This window comes from Cupriavidus gilardii (assembly GCF_013347325.1).
GTDB classification, from domain to species: domain Bacteria; phylum Pseudomonadota; class Gammaproteobacteria; order Burkholderiales; family Burkholderiaceae; genus Cupriavidus; species Cupriavidus gilardii.
Window position 1 is genome coordinate 1,657,322 of record NZ_CP054624.1, and the last position, 16,471, is coordinate 1,673,792.

Consider the following 16,471-nt stretch of genomic DNA (forward strand, 5'->3'; position numbering starts at 1 on the left):
ATCGATGAATCGTCAGTGAAAATCCCGGCTGCCCGCCACCAGCCGGCCCAGCAGCGGACTGAGGTCGACCAGTTCCTTGGCGATCAGATGCCGGACCTCGCCCTGCCGCTGCCAGGTGCCGACCACGCCGAGCAAGGCCGCGCCCAGCACCTCCTTGCGCTGGCGCTCGACCAGGTCGGGCCACAGGATCACGTTGACCGAACCGGTCTCGTCCTCGATCGACGAGAAGATCGTGCCGCTGGCGGTGCCGGGCCGCTGGCGCACGGTGACGATGCCGCAGGCCCGCACCCGCCGCCCATTGGGTAGCCGGGCCAGGTCGCGCGCGGTGGCATAGCCCATTCCCGCCAGGCGCCGGCGCAGCAGCGTCAGCGGATGGGCCTTCAGCGACAGGCCCAGGCTGGCGTAGTCATCCACCAGCTCCTGCCCCAGCTTCGGCGCCGGCAGCGCCAGCGCGCCCTCGGCCGGCGGCGCGCTGTGCAGCAGGTCGCGATGCGCGGCCTGCACCGCCGCGGCGCGGGCCTGCCAGCGGGCCTGGCGGCGATGGCCGGCCAGCGAGCGCAGCGCATCGGCCGCGGCCAGCACGTCGATATCGTGCCGATCGAGTCCGGCGCGCAGCACCAGATCCTCGACGCTGGCGAAGGGCCGCTCGAGCCGGGCCCGTTCGATCCGCAGCGCGGCGGCCTCGCGCATGCCCTTGACCCGGTTCAGGCCCAGCCGCACCGCGTCGTTCTCCAGCACGCTTTCCCAGCCGCTGACCGTCACGTCCGGCGGCAGCGACCTGACGCGATGGCGGCGCGCGTCCTGCACCAGCTGCGACGGCGAATAGAAGCCCATCGGCTGGCTGTTCAGCAAGGCGCAAAGAAAGGCCGCGGGATGATGGCACTTGATCCACGCGCTGACATAGACCAGCTTGGCGAAGCTGGCGGCATGGCTTTCCGGGAAGCCGTATTCGCCGAAGCCCTCGATCTGCTTGCAGATCGCCTGCGCGAACGCCTCCGGATAGCCGTTGCGGGTCAGCGCCTTGATCAGCGCGTCCTGGTGGCGCTTCAGATCGCCCTTGCGCCGCCACGCGGCCATCGAACGGCGCAACTGGTCGGCCTGTCCCGGCGTGAAGCCGGCCGCGTCGATGGCCAGCTGCATCACCTGTTCCTGGAAGATCGGCACGCCCAGCGTGCGGCCCAGCACGCGGCGGATCACCTCGTTGTGATAGGTCGGCAGCTTGCCGGTGCGGCGGACCATCTCGCGCCGCTTCAGATAGGGATGGATCATGCCGCCCTGGATCGGCCCCGGCCGCACGATCGCGACCTCGACCACCAGGTCGTAGTAGCGGCGCGGCTGCAGCCGCGGCAGCATCGACTGCTGCGCGCGCGACTCGACCTGGAACACACCGACGGTGTCCGCCTTGCACAGCATGTCGTAGGTGTCCTCGTCGTCCTGCGGGATGTCCTCCATGCGGCAAGGCAGCTGCGGATGCGCGGGATTCGGATTCGGGATCATCGCCAGCGCGCGGCGGATCGCGGTCAGCATGCCGAGCGCCAGCACATCGACCTTCAGCAGGCCCAGCGATTCGAGATCGTCCTTGTCCCACTGGATCACGCTGCGCTTCTCCATCGCCGCGTTCTCGATCGGCACCAGCCGCGACAGCTTGTCGCGCGCGATCACGAAGCCGCCGACATGCTGCGACAGGTGGCGCGGGAAACCGCGCAGCTGCGCCACCAGGCTGGCCCACTGGCGCACCGCCGGCGAATCGGGGTCGAGCCCGTAGCGGGCAATGCGTTCGACGAAGGTGTGGCCGCTCTCCCACCACGCCTGGCCCTTGACCACCTGCTCGACCACGCCGGGGTCGATGCCGAGCGCGCGGCCCACGTCGCGCAGCGCGCTGCGGGCACGATAGGTGATCAGCGTCGCGGCCAGCGCGGCGCGATGGCGGCCGTACTGGTCGTAGATGTACTGGATCACCTCCTCGCGCCGCTGGTGCTCGAAGTCGACGTCGATGTCGGGCGGCTCGTCGCGCTCGCGCGAGATGAAGCGGCCGAACAGCAGATTGGTCTGCTCGGGGCTGACCTCGGTGATGTACAGGCAGTAGCAGACCACCGAGTTGGCGGCCGAGCCGCGGCCCTGGCACAGGATGCCCTTGCCGCGTGCAAAGCGGACGATGTCGTAGACGGTCAGGAAGAAATGCTCGTAGCCCTTTTCCTCGATCAGCGCGAACTCGTCCTCGAGCCGTTGCCGCACCGATTGCGGAATGCCGTCGGGATAGCGCAGTGCCGCGCCGGCCAGCGTCTCCTGGCGCAGGTAGGAACTCGGCGTATGGCCCTTCGGCACCAGCTCCTCGGGATATTCGTAGCGAAGCGCATCGAGCGAGAAGTCGCAGGCCTGGGCGATCTTCACCGTCTGCGCCAGCGCCTCGCGCGGATAGAGCCGCGACAGCCGCTGCCGCATCCGCAGATGGCGCTCGGCATTGGGCGCCAGCGCGGCGCCGCAGGCGCCCAGCGGCTGCCCCAGCCGGATCGCCGTCAGCACATCGGCCAGCGGCTTGCGCGAGCGCACATGCATCTGCACCGCGCCGGCGGCCACCAGCGGCACGCCGGTGTCGGCGGCCACCGCCTCGAGCCGCTCGCGATGCAGCGCGTCGGCATGTTCCTGCAGCAGTTCCAGCGCGATCCAGACGCGCTCGCCGAAGACCGCGCGGCACCATTGCGCCTGCGCACGCAGCGTGTCGGGGTCGGCGCAGTAGTCCGGCAGCAGCAGCGCCAGGCAATGCGGCATGCCGCGCAGATGCGCTTCTTCGGCAGCGGGATCGCTGATGTCGTGCTGGTACAGCTGGTAGCTGCCCTTGTCGGCGCGCCGGCGTCCGAGCGTGATCAGTTCGCACAGATTGCCGAACCCCTCGCGGTCCTGCGCCAGCAGGATCAGCCGGATACCGGATGGGACTTCGGATGGGACTTCGGACGGGGCTTCGGGCGGGACTTCGGACGAGACTTTCCGTTGCCGCAAGTCAAGCTCGCCTGTGGCTTCGCCCTTGCCCTGGCCTTCGCCCGCCTGCAGCGTCATGCGGCTGCCGATCAGCAGCCGGAAGGCTTCGGCCGCCTCCGCACGGGCCAGCAGGCGCGCATGCCGGCGCAGGAACTCCGGCTGGACCGCCCCGCCTGCCGGCGGATCGGCCAGGGCAGCGGCTGCCCCCGGGCCTGACGATGGCGCCGCGAGCCACATTTCGTTGTCGTCATCGTCGTATTCGTCATCGTCGTCCGCGTCGTCGGGTGAGGCGCCGGCGGCCATCCTCGCCAGCCGCGCCGCACTGCGCTCCACCGCCTCGCAGGTGCGCTCGCGCAGCGTCTTCAGCGCGTGATGCGCCCGCGCCGTCCCGGCCACCGAGGCCTCATCGGTCAGCGCCAGCCCGCGATAGCCCAGCGCCAGCGCGCGCTCGATCAGCTCCTCGGGATGAGAAGCACCGGTCAGGAAGGTGAAGTTGGAAATGCAGTGCAGCTCCGCATAGTCCGGCAGGCTGCCAAGCAGCAGCGACGCCAGCGATGGCGGCAGCGACGACGTGGAAAAGGGGAGCTGAGGTGGAGCTTGGGACACAGCACTGCGAGGGGAACGCCCTGGATCGATACTGTATATTTATACAGTATTATGGCCGCCGAAGGCAAGGCGGATTGTGCAGTGCGAGCTTGGCCCTCTAATCGACGTTGCTCTGCGAGAGATGGGTCACAACACCTTTGCAGTTCACCTAGAAAAACAGCCTCTTCTGAAGGATCGCGGAAGTCCCGATGCGATGCGCTTGGCAATTACGGAACTCATGATGTGCCCAGACGATGCCCGCCAAGATGTCGACAAACTGGAGTGCCAAGCTATCCTTGCTTTCCCAAGGGGTGGTCTGTAACTGCGTAGTGGCGCCCCTTATGGCCAACTCGGTACGAAGGTAGTCATGCAACGCATGCTTCAATTCGGTCTTGAGTGAGCGGGCATCCGGGATGAAGCACACAGAATCGCTTTCAGCCATCACGTCCAGCAGCAACAATTTGGCCATGTAGTTGTACAGGCCATTTGGGTGATTGCGGAACGCAGCGCTTACATTTTCTTTGCGCACGGTGATGGCAACGAAGTGGACACCCGCATGAGCGCTGCGGATCTTTACCAACTCGTGTGCAAAGCCGACGCGCTCCCCTGATGAAAGCTCCACCGACTTCAACTCGCGGCAAAGCGGACTTGCGTCGAGTGTATAGGCCCCTGACAGGACGGGTCAGAATCGATTCGCGACCATCAGGGATGATTGCGGCGGCAAGAGTGAAATGCCGGCTTGATCCTCCACGTTGATATGGAGCATCCAATTTCCAGCCTAAACAACCGCTTTCGTCCAAATAGATGGTGATGGCCATATGAAAATAGCCTCCCGAAAGGGAGGCTATCGAAAGGTGCGGTACCCAGACCTGACGTACTCAAAGTACGCTTACGATTACGACGCAGTTTGTCGCAGGTGGCTCTGGGCCAAGCGTTGTCATTTAAACCGCCACGCCGCTACATCCGCGATTATGGGGACATGCCTCGCTGATTTCAACCGCCCGGGTGACGTTATCCAAACAACCCGTGCAAAAACCACCGGTACTCCCCCTCCTCCTCTCCTTCTCGCCCGGGGCGTTCGCGGTAGATCCAGCAGCGCAGGCCGTCGCCGCGTTCGGCGATGAAGTAGTCGCGCGTGGCGAGGGCGCCGTCCCACCAGCCTGACTCGATGCGTTCGGGCCGGGACAGCAGCGTCAGCGGGCTGCCGTGACAGGGGCTGTGCCGGCGCACCGGCAGGCGCAGCGGCGGTTCCAGCAGCCATAGCGGGCGATCGGGCAAGACAGCCGCATCGGCCGACCCGGCGGCCGCGCGTGGCGATCCGTTGGCGCGGCCCGTGCCGGCTTCGTCGACCGGCCGCCAGCGGTTGGCGCATTCGGGCCGATGGTCCGCCAGCGGATGCGGCTGCAACACGTTCTCGCGGCCCAGCCGCGCCACCAGCGTATCGAGCACGCGGCCGAGTTCGGCCTGCCCGCCGCCCGGCTCCGGAAACAGCGTGTCGCTCTGCGGCAGGCATTCGGCCACGGTCTCGACCTTCAGCATCAGGCCGACCACTGGCGCATCGAACTGCAGCCGGTCGAGCTTTTCCTGCAGCAGCCGCGACAGATGCCCGGGATCGCGGCTGGGCTGGGCCAGGCTGACCGTCACCGGCGTGGCGGCGATGGCGGCGTCGCGCCGCTGGCGTTCGTGCTCGAGGCGCAGCACGAAGCGCGTGACGCCGGCCTGATGCGCGGTCAGCCAGCCGGCCACCGCCTGCAGCAGACGCTGGGCGCCGGCCAGCACGCCGGCGGCCGATTCGGTCCGCCCCGGCAGTTCCATCCGTTCGGCGAAGGTCGGCGGCGCGGCGAACCAGCCCAGGCGCGCCGGCGTCTCGCCATAGGCCTGGTCCAGCCGCGTCAGCAGGTCCGTGCCGAGCCGGCGCTGCAGTCCCGCGCGCGGCAGCCAGCGGACCTCGCCGACGGTGCGGCAACCGATGCCGTCGAGCCAGCGCGGATCGGCCAGGCTTGCCAGCATCTCGACCGGCAGCCGGTCCAGCAGCCGCGCCATCCGCTCGGCCCGCACCGCCCGCCGCGCGGGCCGCAGCACCTGGCCGCGGCGCCCCAGCCGCAGCGGCATCGCGGCCAGCCAGGCGGCGCCATGGGCGGTGGTGCCGCAGCCGATCTGCGCGAAGGTGCCGAGGCTGCGCACGCAGGCACGCACCGCGCGGCACAGCGCGCGATGGCCGCCGAACAGGCGCAGGCTGGCGGTCACGTCGAGCGCGACGGTGGCGGGGCCGAGTTCCTCGTCCAGCGTGACCTGCGGCGTGAAGCGCAGCAGCGCCAGCGCGGCCGCGGTCAGCAGTTGCGCTTCGGCGGCCGGGTCGCGCTCCAGATGCACGATCTCCGCCGACAGCGCCTGCACGCCGCCGCGCCGCATGCCGGCGGACACGCCCAGCGCCATCGCCGGCCGGTTGGCCAGCACCACCCGCTCCTGCTCCAGCACGACCGTCGGCACCGCATGGTTGAGCGTGCCGATGTTGCCGCCGGTATTGCTGCCGGCGGTGCCCGCGGCCTCAGGCCAGCTGGGGTGCAGCGCGTCCAGCGGCAGGCGCGGCAGATGCACCGCGATCCAGAACGGCATGATCGGACTCGTGGAGGGATTCGTTGGCGCTTGCGGTCGCCGGTGCCATCGATTCGGGCACCGGCTCGGCCACCGCCGAGCGCCCGGCCGGCACCGCCGGCATCGCGCCGAGCGGCAGGATCAGCGGGGTATCGCGCACCGGTCCGCGCCGCTTGTGGAACACGATCGACAGCGCATTGCCGGGCAGCGGCGACAGCAGCAGCCGCAGCACCGCCGGCGACGATTCGCGCAGGGCCGCGGCAGGACGGCAGACCCAGACCACCGCGTCGCTGGCCTGGGCCAGCACCTGCAGCCGCCGCACCGCCTCGGGACGGGCCGAGGGCAGCCACACCAGCACGCCGCCGAAGGCCTGGCTGCGCAGCACCTGCTCGGCGGCCCACAGCAGATCGGCCTGGCGGGCGGCCTGGGTGGCCTGGGCGGTCTGGCGAGCCGGACGCCTGCCCTTGGCGGCGGCCTGGCGGGCCGCGCCCTCTTCTTCGTTGGCCCGGACCCAATACACCTGCCGGGCCGGCAAACCCCAGGCCGCCAGCGCCGGCGCATTGACGGCATGCGGCGCGCCGATCCATACCAGCCGGCGCCCGGCCTCGGTCAGCGATTGCAAGGCCGGCCGCAACAGGCGCACTTCGCCGACGCCGTTGTCCGGCACCAGCAGCTCGGTCACCGCGCCGACCGGCCAGCCGCCGCCAGGCAACTGTGCCGACAGCGCGTCGTAGCCGGTCGGCCATACCGGCAGCGAGGCGGCGCGGCCGAGCTGGCCGGCCCGCCACAGGTCGGGATGGCGCCGCTCCAGTTCGGCCAGCGCGCGCTGGCGATCCAGCGGGGCTTGCGGCAGGGAAGGCGGTGACGTGACGGCAGGCGATGACGCAATCATGGTGATCTCTATGTCTCTCCGTGCACACTCTGTGCGTTGGTGTGCGCGCTCTTGTGCGCTGTTGTGCGCTTCACAGCGCCGGAAAGACTCGGCTTTCGGATACTGTATGTTTATACAGTATTTTGACCGGACTCAACAGAGACCCACCGCCGGACTCGGGAAAGTCAACTTCCGATCCGATGCCCCGCCGCCTCCTGGCGGATCCATGCCACCACCTTCAGCACATCGGCACGCGGACGCTCGTCCGCCTGGATCAGCCAGTAGCCGAAGCTGTCGCCCGAAGCCGGCGGCGGCGCGGCGACCACGCCGAGCTGCCTGTCGTCGAGCAGGTCACGGATCAGCTCCAGCCGCCCCAGCGCGACGCCCTGTCCCGCCAGCGCGGCATGGATGACCTGGTCGTACTGGTTGAACTGCGTCATCGCGCGCGGCTTCGCTCCCTGCCAGCCGCGCTCCTCGAGCCAATGGCGCCAGCGCAGCCGCGGATTGGTGTCGTCGTCGAGCTCGAGCAGATTCAGGCCCTGCAGCGCCCGCACGCTGTCGATCGCCGCGACGCCCAGCGCGGGATGCGCGACCGGCACGATGGTCTCGCCGAACAGCGCGATCGCGCCCGGCGGCGCATGGTCGGCGGCGCAGTAGCGGATCGCCAGGTCGATCTGTTCGGCGCGCAGGTCCGCCACCCGGTTGCTGGCCGACAGCCGCAGCTCCAGCTCCGGATGCGCCTGCTGCAAACGCCCCAGCCGCCGCAGCAGCCACAAGCCGGTGACGCCGACGCTGGCGGTCAGCGTGACGGGCCGCTGCGCGACCTGCACGCGCAGCTCGCCAACCACGTCCTGGATCTGCTGGACCGCGGCATTGGCGCTGCGGAACAGCCGCTCGCCGGCACTGGTCAGCGCGATCGCGCGATGCCGGCGCACCAGCAGCGGCACGCCGAGCTGCGCCTCCAGTGCGCTGATCTGCCGGCTGACCGCGGACTGGGTCAGGCACAGGTCTTCGGCGGCGAGCGTGATGCTCATGCGCCGGCCGACGGCGACAAAGCCCTTGAGCAGATCGAGCGACGGCAGGCTGACGAGATTTTGCATGGCGGCCTTTCACATTCCTGTAGCGCATGCGAGCGGACAAAGAAATCAATTGAGCTGCCCCCATGCAGCCGGCTTAATGGAAGCCGGTGATCTCACCGCATGCTAACCGCTCATCCGAAGGCCGTCACGACCATGTCCCGCTCCTCCTCCCCGCCCGGCTCCCCCGCTCCCCGGCTGTCCGCCACCGATCCGCTGGTGCTGGTCGTGGCCGGCGGCCTGATCCTCGGCCTCGCGCTCGGCATGCGCCATGTGCAGGGGTTGTTTCTGCTGCCGATCACGATGGAGCGCGGCTGGACGCGCGAGGCGTTCGGCTTCGCGATGGCGGTGCAGAACCTCGTCTGGGGGCTGGCGCAGCCGTTCGCCGGCATGATCGCCGACCGCTTCGGCTCGGCCCGCGTGATGCTGGCCGGCCTGCTGCTGTATGCGCTGGGGCTTTACACGATGACGCAGGCGAGCACCGCCGCCGCCTTTGTCTGGAGCGCCGGCATCTGCCTCGGGCTGGCGCTGTCGGGCACGACCTTCGGCGTGGTGTTCGCCGCGTTGAGCCGGCTGGTCAGCGCGCAGCGGCGCGGCTGGGCGCTGGGCGTGGCCGGGTCGTTCGGCGGACTCGGCCAGTTCCTGCTGGTGCCGGCGGTGCAGGCGGGCGTCGAGCGGATCGGCTGGAGCGCCGCGCTGTGGTCGATGGCCGTCTGCGCGCTGCTGGCGCTGCCGCTGGTATGGCCGCTGCGCGAACGCGGCGCCCGGGCAGCCGAGGCATCGACCCCGGCATCGACCCTGGCATCGAGCGAGGCATCGGCCGCGGCGCAGGCGGGCACGGATGGCAACCGGCAATCGATGCGCGCCGCGATCCGCCAGGCCTGCGGGCATCGCGGCTTCTGGCTGCTGAACATCGGCTTCCTGGCCTGCGGCTTCCAGCTCGCCTTCATCGCCTCGCATCTGCCCGCCTATCTGCTCGACCGCGGACTGTCCGCGTGCGACGCGGTGATCGCGCTGGCGATCATCGCGCTGGCCAATATCGCCGGCACCTATCTGTGCGGGCTGCTCGGCAACCATGTGCGGCGCCATCGCGCGCTGGCCGGCATCTATCTGCTGCGCACCGCGGCGATCGCGCTGTTCCTGCTGGTGCCGCTCTCCAGCGTCAGCGTCTTCGTGTTCGCCGCGGTGATGGGCTTCGTCTGGCTGGGCACCGTGCCGCTGACCAGCGGCCTGGTCTCGCAGGTGTTCGGCACCCGTTATGTGGCGACGCTGTTCGGCTTCGTCTTTCTCGGCCATCAGCTCGGCTCCTTCCTCGGCGTCTGGCTCGGCGGCTATCTGTTCGACCGGACCGGCTCCTACGATCTGGTGTGGATCGGCGCGATCGTGGTCGGGCTCGGCGCGGTCGTGCTGCACTGGCCAATCGACGACCGGCCGGTCGGTCATCGCGAGGCGGCGATGGCGGCGGCTTGAAAGCTGCGGCGCAGCCGTCATATCGAAGGGAAACGTTGTCCTCGATTTCCCTTAGTTGCCCTCGAACTGCCATGGTTTTCGTGTACGTTACGCCGTTCAAAAACATGACAGGGAGACATGGATGACGCTGCACCGCAGTGATGCAGGAGAGCCGACGATCGTGGCCCTGGTCGAGGCGATGAAGGCCTGGCAGCGCGCGCTCGATACGACGCTGTCGACCTCCGGCCTGACCTACGTCAAATGGATCCTGCTGCGTGCCATCGCGCGCGGCGACTATGTCCGCCACCGCCCTTACCTCGGCGCGATCCTGATCGACGTCGAGATGGCCGAGCATCTGCTGGCCGAACTGCATCGCGATCGCTGGATCGGTTTCGTCGACGGCGCCGGCATGGCGTGCGGCCCCGCGCTGCCCGAAGGACAGCCGGTCGTTCCCGAGGCCGAGCGCGCGCGCGTGCAGCGCATCGCGCAGTCGCTGAAGGCCCTGCATTCGGTGTCGGTCAGCCCGTTCACCAGCGACGAACGCGCGATGCTGTCGACGATGCTGCAGCGGATGCAGGCCAACCTGAACGAATTCAGCGACCGGCGCGATGCGCAGCACGCGGAAGCGGCGAACGACGAGACCCCGCTGATCCGTGCCCACGCAATGCTCGGCGCTTCGGCCAGGACATCGACGTCCGCGCACTCCGGCTCGCACTCGGGCGCCCACTCCACGTCTCACGCCAAGAGCGCCGAACGCGGCCCGCTGCCAGCCCGGCCGGCGCGCCGCAAATCGTCGCCTACCTCACTTCCCTGCCGAAGTTGAGGCAAGATAGAGCGCTGCACCGACACCGTCGGGCCCACCACGATCGCCATGCGAGGCCGCGATGACCAAGGTAATGCTGCTCGAAAACATTCATGAAAGCGCCAGTGAACGGCTGGCCGAGGCCGGACTGCAGGTCGACCGCCGCGCCGGTGCGCTGGCCGGCGGCGAGCTGCACGAAGTGCTGGCCGCCAACGAGCTGATCGGCATCCGATCGGCGACCCATCTGCATGCCGAGGACATTCGCCACGCGGGGAATCTGCTGTCGATCGGCTGCTTCTGCATCGGCACCTCGCAGGTCGATCTCGCCGCCGCGACCGCGGCCGGCATTCCGGTATTCAACGCGCCGTTCTCGAATACGCGATCGGTGGCCGAACTGGTCGTCAGCGAAGCGGTGATGCTGCTGCGCCGGATCCCCGAGAAGAACACGCTGGCGCATGCCGGCAAATGGGCCAAGGGCGCGGCCGGCGCCTTCGAGGCGCGCGGCAAGACGCTCGCCATCGTCGGCTACGGCAATATCGGCTCGCAGGTCGGCGTGCTGGCCGAGGCGATGGGCATGCGCGTGGTCTACTACGACGTGCAGCCGCGGCTGTCGCTGGGCTCGGCCAAGGCTGCCGGCTCGCTGGCCGACGCCGTCGCGCATGCCGACGTGGTGACGCTGCACGTTCCGGCGACGCCGCGCACGCGCAACATGATCGACGCGACCGTGCTGGCCGCCTTCAAGCGCGGCGCGATGCTGATCAACGCCTCGCGCGGCAGCGTGGTCGATATTCCCGCGCTGGCCGAAGCCTTGCGCGAGGGACGGCTTGGCGGCGCCGCCATCGACGTTTTCCCCAGCGAACCGAAGAACAACAAGGACGCCTTCGTCAGTGAACTGCAGAACCTGCCCAACGTGCTGCTGACCCCGCATATCGGCGGCAGCACCGAGGAGGCGCAGCAGAACATCGGCGTCGAGGTCGCGGCCAAGCTGGTCAATTACATGACCACCGGCGCCACCATCGGCGCGGTCAATTTCCCCGAGGTCGATCCGGGCCCGGTCGATTGTCCGGCGCGGCTATTGAACGTCCACGGCAATGCGCCGGGCGCGCTGGCGGCATTGAACACGCTGCTCGCGCGCGAGGGCATCAATATCGCCGGCCAGCATCTGGAGACGCGCGGCACCACCGGCTATGTCGTCACCGATCTGGACAAGGCGCCCTCGGCCGAGCTGGAGCAGGCGCTGGCAGCGCTGCCGGGCGTGCTGCGGCTGCGCGTGCTCAGGCGCGAGGAGGCCGGCGTGGCGGGCGCGGCCTCGTAGCCGGTTGATGATGGAATTCGCGAGTCAGGCGGCAGGCGGCTGGCGCCGGCTGCCCCACAGCAGGATCGCGCTGATGACCCAGCCGCAGAAGAACAGCGCGTCGCCGAGCTGATTGAGCACCAGCGGCATCGAATCGCCGCGGAACATCTGGGCCAGCATGTCTTCCGGCAGGCGCGACGCGATCCACAGAAATACGGCCGGCGCGCTGCAGTAGACGCCCGGCTGCCACCATGGCGCGCGCGTTTTTCTGGTGTCGGCCTGGCCCGATGCCGGTGCGCCGGCATCGCGCGGTGCCGCCGTGCGGTTGGCGGCGATCAAACCCTCATTGGCGGTCATGGCGCCCTCCCTGTTGTGGGCGCAATATTGCCCAAGCAGGCGGCGCGGCGCCATCGGCGGCTGTCTGACACGCGTGCGGTGGCGCACGCAAGCGCAGGCAGGCGCAGGCAACGGGCAGGCGGCGGGCGGGCGCCGGACAGACCCGCCCGCCTCGCCGTCGCGATCAGTCCGGCGTCCAGCCCTTCAGATCGTCCATCTTCGCCGGCGATTCCCCGCTGTCGCGGCGGACGCGAATATCGTTCTCCACGTCGGTCACGCCGAACACATTGTCGACCAGATCCTCGATGTCGTACTTCTCGTTGCGGTCGCGGACGGTACCGCCGAGCTTGACGATGCCGCCGTTGACGTCGACCGTCACCTCGCTGACATCCAGCCCCTCGGCATAGGCCAGCCGTTCGCACACCGCCTCGCGGATCCGCTCGTCGCTGCGGCGATAGCCTTTCGGGCCGACCCGGCGCTGCGGCCGGTCGTCGGTGCCGAAGAATTCGCTGACCGCCTCGCCGATGCGCCGGCCGATGTTGTACAGCGGACCGTGTCCATCGCGATCGTCGTCGCGATCGCGACGCTCGTCGCGGCCATATTCGCCGCGGTATTCGCCGCGATATTCGCCGCCGTAGCCGCCGCCATAGCTCAGCTCCCCGGCCGACAGCCGGCCGGCATCGCGGCCCGACCATTCCTCGCGATAGTCACCGCCGTAGCGGTGTTCCGGCACCGCGTAGTTGCGGCCGGGCCAGTCGTCGTCGAAGCGGTCCCAGCCGTAGTTCGACGTACCGGCGTTGCTGTAGCCGCTGCTGCGTTCGGCCTCGCGCAGCCAGTCCTGGTCGCGGTTGCGCATCCCTTGCCGCTGGCCGCCGCGCCACGTGGTGGTGCCGGTCGTTCCTCCGTAGCGCTCGTCCTCGTCGCTCCATTCGTCGCCGCGCGTGCCGGTGGCGTACGAGGGTCCGGTGCCCGTCTCCAGCGCCGCGGCGCCGGAATAGCCCGACTGCCACGGGTCGGTGCGGTACTCGTTGCGGCGGGTCGACGATTCGCCGCCGCCGTATCCGCTGCTGCCGTATCCGCTGCTGCCATATTGGCGGCCGTACTGACCGCCGTATTCGCTGCCCGATTGGCCGCCGTATTCACGCCCATATCGGCCGCCGTAATCGGAACCATATTGGGCGCCATAAGCGGACTCGCCACCGTATCGGCCACCGCCATGGCGGCGCCCACCATCGCCGCGCCCGTACTGGCCGCGCCCATACTGGCCGCCACCGCCACCGCCGCCGCCTTGCGCGCGGCCGTATTGACTGCGGCCTGACTGACCGCTGGTGTATTGCTCGCCGCTGTAGCGGCCCTCGCCATAGCCCCCGTTGCCACCGCCGCGGTATGGCTGGCCCTGCCGGCCGGCTTCGCGGCCATAGCCGGTGCCATAGGTATCGTCGTCATCGAACGCGCCGCGCGGCGGGCCGCCCTCGCTGAGCTGGTAGGGCGTCATCTGCGCGCGGCGCCAGCGCGACTCCCACTCGTTGCCTTCCGATTCCGCCTGCCAGTCGTCCTGGGCCCAGCGTTCGGAGCGGTTGTCGCTCCAGCCATCGTCACGTTGGTCGTAGCCAGGCCAGGATTGGTCCGGCCGATTGCGTCGCATGGATTCGTTTCGCATATCGCTCTCCTGCACGTGGTCCGGCGCGATGCGCGCCCGTATCGATGCAGCCGCGCAAGAACCGTACCGTCGCGGCGATCGGCCGCGCCCGGCGTGTCACGGCGGCGTCATCCCGGCAGGCGCTCTGGAACGCATCTTGCGAAACCGTCGATGCGTGCCAAGCGCACGCAGTGCCAACCATCCGCAAGGAGAAACGACGATGGCAACCCAGATGCAAGGAGGCGGCGCCCAACGGTCAGGCGGCGTTCTACGCGATGTGATGACCGCACAGCCGGCCTTTCTGACCCAGGACGACACGATCAAGCGCGCGGCCGAACTGATGGCCCAGCTCGACGTCGGCGCGCTGCCCGTTTGCGACGGGCGCCGGCTGACCGGCATGGTCACCGACCGCGACATCACCGTGCGATGCACCGCCGCGGGAGCCGACCCGGCCAACACCAAGGTCACGCAGGCAATGACGCAGGACGTGCAGTGGTGCAGCGACGACGAGTCGGTCGATACCGCGCGGGAGAAGATGGCGGCGCATCAGATCCGCCGTCTGGCGGTGATCGACAAGGATCATCAACTGGTCGGCATGGTGTCGCTGGGCGACCTGGCGGTGAAGACCGGCGATACCGGCGGCGCGGGCGAGGCCCTGGAAGGCGTTTCGCAACCGGCGCAGCCGTCCCGCTGACGCCCCGCCGACGTCGAATGCCGCTTGCCTGCGGGCTGCGGCAGCGACCGGGATTTACAAGGCTTGCAAGATTGCAACCCTCACCCACCATCCGACCCCGACTGTCAATGAATGGAGGACCCGATGCCAGCCAAATCGAAATCGCAGCAAATGGCCGCCGGCGCGGCGCTGTCGGCCAAGCGTGGCGACAGGAAGGTCGGCGAGCTCAAGGGCGCGTCGAAGTCGATGTACAAGTCGATGAGCGAGAAGGAGCTGCACGACATGGCATCGACGCCGCAGAAGGGCAAGCCGGACCACAAGTCCGAGAGCTGATGCACGCCACCGGCGTTGGCCCGCCGGCGGCGTTGCGTCGATGGAGATCCGCGATGACGACGATCGCATCCACCCCTCGCATGGCGGCGCGGCTGCTGCTGGCCGCCGCGGCCGTGGCCACCGCGCTGGCCGCCGGCCCGGCGCCGGGGCAGCCGGCCGCCACCTCGCCGCTGGCGACGCCGCCCACCGGGGCGTCCAAGCCGCCCGCGACGTCGCTGTCGACCGACGACCTGCGCTTTATCGACGAAGCGATCCTGACCGCCGCGATGGGCGTCGAGACCGCCAGCATGGCGCTCGAGGTCTCCGCCGATCCGACACTGCTGGCCTACGCCCGCAGCGCCGCGCGCGACTACCGCGCGCTCGCGGCGGAACTGGCGCGCATCGCGCAGAGCAAGGGCGTGCAGCCCGAACAGCGGCTGCCCGAAGCGCCCGAGGTCACCAAGCTGCGTTCGCTGAAGGGCGCCGAGTTCGACCGGATGTTCGTGCAGATCGTCGCGGTCGATGCCAACCGGCAGGCGCTGGCACTGTTCCAGCGGCAGGCCGAGATCGGCAAGGACCCGGCGCTGCGCGCGTTCGCCAAGCGGGCATTGCCGATGCTCGAAGAGCGCCTGTCGCAGGGCAAGTCGATGTCGACGCGGACCGTGACCTGGCGCAGCGGTATCGCGCAGCGCTGATGGCGCGGCGCTGCTGTCTCATTGGCCGGGCGCGCGAGAACCACCACGGCGCGCCCCCTTTCCTTTCCTAGCTGATCCCGACGAGCACCCCCATGATAAACGCCAATCCTTCGCAGCCTTCCCCGCCGACCGGCACGGACACCGCCGCACAGGACGACGACCTGCTGCGGCAGGCACGCGACCATATCGCCGAGGAATTCGGCGGCGCCATGCCGCAGGGCATCGAGGTGGGAATCGAGGACAAGCGCATCCGGCTGCGCGGACGCGTGGCCGATCGGCCGACGGCGGAACGCATCGCCAAGGCGGCGGCGATCGGGCCGGGCATCCTCGGCGTCTACAACGAACTGCAGGCTGCCGACGACAGCGAACCGGCCAGCCCGATCGCGGGAGCCGAAGCGGCCGACGCGATCGACACGCCCGAGCCTGGCGAACGCGGGGAGCGCGGCGCACCGTTGCCGCCGGTGCCCGGGCCGATTCATCACAAGGTGTGAGAGGCGCGGCGGCAAGCGCGCCGCCGAGGTGGGATGGGAATGTCGTTCCCGCGCAGGCGGGAACCCAGCGGCTTATCTGAGTCGCAAACCTGGAGCCGCAACCCTGGAGCCGCAAACCCGGAGCCGCAAAGCCGCTGGGCGCCGCCTGTGCGGGGGCGACGGTGGCCAACCTAGGCCATGGCTCCCATCAGTTCTTCCTTGCGGGCGGTCATCTGCTCCGCCATGTCGCCCAGCTCGACGTTCTTGCTGATCACCATCTTGAACAGTTCGTTCTCCTCTTCCTGCACGTGGTGGTTGACGTATTCGGACAGCACCTTGTAGTTGGCCTCCAGCATCCCGCCGCCCGGATCGCCTTCGATGGCCGCGATCAGGTCCTTGGCGACCTGGTGTTCGACCTTCGCTTCATCGAGCATCTCGTCGAGCTTCTCGTGGACTCCGCGCAAGCCGGGATAGAAGATCTCCTCCTCGATCTGCGCGTGCACGGTCAACTCGTGGCAGGTCTGCTGCGCGATCTGTTCCTTCTCGGAACGCTCCTTCGCGCTCTCGAACGACTTGAACAGCTTCTTGACGTTGCGGTGGTCGTCGAGCAGCAGGCTCAGCGCGGCGCGTTGCGCGCTCGGAATCTTGGACTTGTCCATTCGAAACTCCTTTTATCGTGGTGGGGAATTGCTGTGCAG

At 69.0% G+C, this 16,471-nt stretch carries 15 protein-coding genes; 7 read left to right on the forward strand and 8 right to left on the reverse strand.

What is annotated here, in order from left to right; translation table 11 throughout:
- Window positions 1-12: 12 nt before the first annotated feature.
- The 5 genes from FOB47_RS07555 to FOB47_RS07580 form a co-directional block, all read right to left on the reverse strand.
- Entirely contained in the window at window positions 13-3,540 is a 3,528-nt protein-coding gene (locus FOB47_RS07555; protein ID WP_420839245.1) for an error-prone DNA polymerase, read from the reverse strand.
- Between the two features lie 190 nt (window positions 3,541-3,730).
- On the reverse strand, window positions 3,731-4,183 hold the full coding sequence (locus FOB47_RS07560; protein WP_244959195.1) for a DUF3800 domain-containing protein: 453 nt from the start codon (window positions 4,181-4,183) through the stop codon (window positions 3,731-3,733).
- Between the two features lie 389 nt (window positions 4,184-4,572).
- Window positions 4,573-6,177: a Y-family DNA polymerase gene (locus FOB47_RS07570; RefSeq protein ID WP_053823649.1), complete on the reverse strand. Its 1,605-nt coding sequence runs from the start codon at window positions 6,175-6,177 to the stop codon at window positions 4,573-4,575.
- A complete protein-coding gene (locus FOB47_RS07575) occupies window positions 6,110-7,048 on the reverse strand; it encodes a damage-inducible protein (protein ID WP_174780478.1) in 939 nt (312 codons plus the stop codon). Before FOB47_RS07575 ends, FOB47_RS07570 begins: the two co-directional genes overlap by 68 nt.
- 164 nt (window positions 7,049-7,212) lie before the next feature.
- Entirely contained in the window at window positions 7,213-8,127 is a 915-nt protein-coding gene (locus FOB47_RS07580; RefSeq protein WP_174780479.1) for a LysR substrate-binding domain-containing protein, read from the reverse strand.
- A 132-nt stretch (window positions 8,128-8,259) separates the two neighbouring features.
- On the opposite strand from FOB47_RS07580, the gene FOB47_RS07585 reads away from it, so the two are divergent.
- From FOB47_RS07585 to serA, 3 genes are all read left to right on the forward strand, one after another.
- Entirely contained in the window at window positions 8,260-9,573 is a 1,314-nt protein-coding gene (locus tag FOB47_RS07585) for an MFS transporter (RefSeq protein WP_174780480.1), read from the forward strand.
- 121 nt (window positions 9,574-9,694) lie between these two features.
- Entirely contained in the window at window positions 9,695-10,375 is a 681-nt protein-coding gene (locus FOB47_RS07590) for a hypothetical protein (protein ID WP_053823646.1), read from the forward strand.
- A gap of 61 nt (window positions 10,376-10,436) precedes the next feature.
- On the forward strand, window positions 10,437-11,669 hold the full coding sequence (gene serA / locus FOB47_RS07595) for a phosphoglycerate dehydrogenase (RefSeq protein WP_174780481.1): 1,233 nt from the start codon (window positions 10,437-10,439) through the stop codon (window positions 11,667-11,669).
- Between the two features lie 24 nt (window positions 11,670-11,693).
- Here the strand turns inward: serA and FOB47_RS07600 are convergent, their stop codons facing one another.
- Complete coding sequence (locus FOB47_RS07600) at window positions 11,694-12,005, reverse strand: hypothetical protein (protein ID WP_174780482.1); 312 nt, start codon at window positions 12,003-12,005, stop codon at window positions 11,694-11,696.
- A gap of 163 nt (window positions 12,006-12,168) precedes the next feature.
- Window positions 12,169-13,644 carry a BON domain-containing protein gene (locus tag FOB47_RS26125; protein WP_244959196.1) on the reverse strand — a complete coding sequence of 492 codons (1,476 nt, stop codon included), beginning with the start codon at window positions 13,642-13,644 and terminating at the stop codon, window positions 12,169-12,171.
- A gap of 259 nt (window positions 13,645-13,903) precedes the next feature.
- Here FOB47_RS26125 and FOB47_RS07610 point away from each other — a divergent pair, with 259 nt between their 5' ends.
- From FOB47_RS07610 to FOB47_RS07625, 4 genes are all read left to right on the forward strand, one after another.
- Entirely contained in the window at window positions 13,904-14,317 is a 414-nt protein-coding gene (locus FOB47_RS07610; protein ID WP_170292932.1) for a CBS domain-containing protein, read from the forward strand.
- A 123-nt stretch (window positions 14,318-14,440) separates the two neighbouring features.
- Entirely contained in the window at window positions 14,441-14,629 is a 189-nt protein-coding gene (locus FOB47_RS07615) for a DUF3008 family protein (protein ID WP_006576892.1), read from the forward strand.
- 53 nt (window positions 14,630-14,682) lie between these two features.
- On the forward strand, window positions 14,683-15,303 hold the full coding sequence (locus tag FOB47_RS07620; protein ID WP_174780483.1) for a DUF4142 domain-containing protein: 621 nt from the start codon (window positions 14,683-14,685) through the stop codon (window positions 15,301-15,303).
- A 92-nt stretch (window positions 15,304-15,395) separates the two neighbouring features.
- The gene (locus FOB47_RS07625; protein WP_174780484.1) at window positions 15,396-15,794 is read left to right on the forward strand and encodes a BON domain-containing protein; all 399 of its coding nucleotides are present in this window, start codon (window positions 15,396-15,398) and stop codon (window positions 15,792-15,794) included.
- A 170-nt stretch (window positions 15,795-15,964) separates the two neighbouring features.
- Here the strand turns inward: FOB47_RS07625 and FOB47_RS07630 are convergent, their stop codons facing one another.
- On the reverse strand, window positions 15,965-16,432 hold the full coding sequence (locus tag FOB47_RS07630) for a hemerythrin domain-containing protein (RefSeq protein ID WP_174780485.1): 468 nt from the start codon (window positions 16,430-16,432) through the stop codon (window positions 15,965-15,967).
- Window positions 16,433-16,471: the final 39 nt, after the last annotated feature.

What these genes read in the sequence shown, in the direction of transcription:
- FOB47_RS07570 (WP_053823649.1), bottom strand. Translation starts at nt 6,177, where the DNA reads ATGCCGTTCTGGATCGCGGTGCATCTGCCGCGCCTGCCGCTGGACGCG.
- FOB47_RS07575 (WP_174780478.1), bottom strand. Translation starts at nt 7,048, where the DNA reads ATGATTGCGTCATCGCCTGCCGTCACGTCACCGCCTTCCCTGCCGCAA.
- FOB47_RS07580 (WP_174780479.1), bottom strand. Translation starts at nt 8,127, where the DNA reads ATGCAAAATCTCGTCAGCCTGCCGTCGCTCGATCTGCTCAAGGGCTTT.
- FOB47_RS07585 (WP_174780480.1), top strand. Translation starts at nt 8,260, where the DNA reads ATGTCCCGCTCCTCCTCCCCGCCCGGCTCCCCCGCTCCCCGGCTGTCC.
- FOB47_RS07590 (WP_053823646.1), top strand. Translation starts at nt 9,695, where the DNA reads ATGACGCTGCACCGCAGTGATGCAGGAGAGCCGACGATCGTGGCCCTG.
- serA (WP_174780481.1), top strand. Translation starts at nt 10,437, where the DNA reads ATGACCAAGGTAATGCTGCTCGAAAACATTCATGAAAGCGCCAGTGAA.
- FOB47_RS07600 (WP_174780482.1), bottom strand. Translation starts at nt 12,005, where the DNA reads ATGACCGCCAATGAGGGTTTGATCGCCGCCAACCGCACGGCGGCACCG.
- FOB47_RS26125 (WP_244959196.1), bottom strand. Translation starts at nt 13,644, where the DNA reads ATGCGAAACGAATCCATGCGACGCAATCGGCCGGACCAATCCTGGCCT.
- FOB47_RS07610 (WP_170292932.1), top strand. Translation starts at nt 13,904, where the DNA reads ATGACCGCACAGCCGGCCTTTCTGACCCAGGACGACACGATCAAGCGC.
- FOB47_RS07615 (WP_006576892.1), top strand. Translation starts at nt 14,441, where the DNA reads ATGCCAGCCAAATCGAAATCGCAGCAAATGGCCGCCGGCGCGGCGCTG.
- FOB47_RS07620 (WP_174780483.1), top strand. Translation starts at nt 14,683, where the DNA reads ATGACGACGATCGCATCCACCCCTCGCATGGCGGCGCGGCTGCTGCTG.
- FOB47_RS07625 (WP_174780484.1), top strand. Translation starts at nt 15,396, where the DNA reads ATGATAAACGCCAATCCTTCGCAGCCTTCCCCGCCGACCGGCACGGAC.
- FOB47_RS07630 (WP_174780485.1), bottom strand. Translation starts at nt 16,432, where the DNA reads ATGGACAAGTCCAAGATTCCGAGCGCGCAACGCGCCGCGCTGAGCCTG.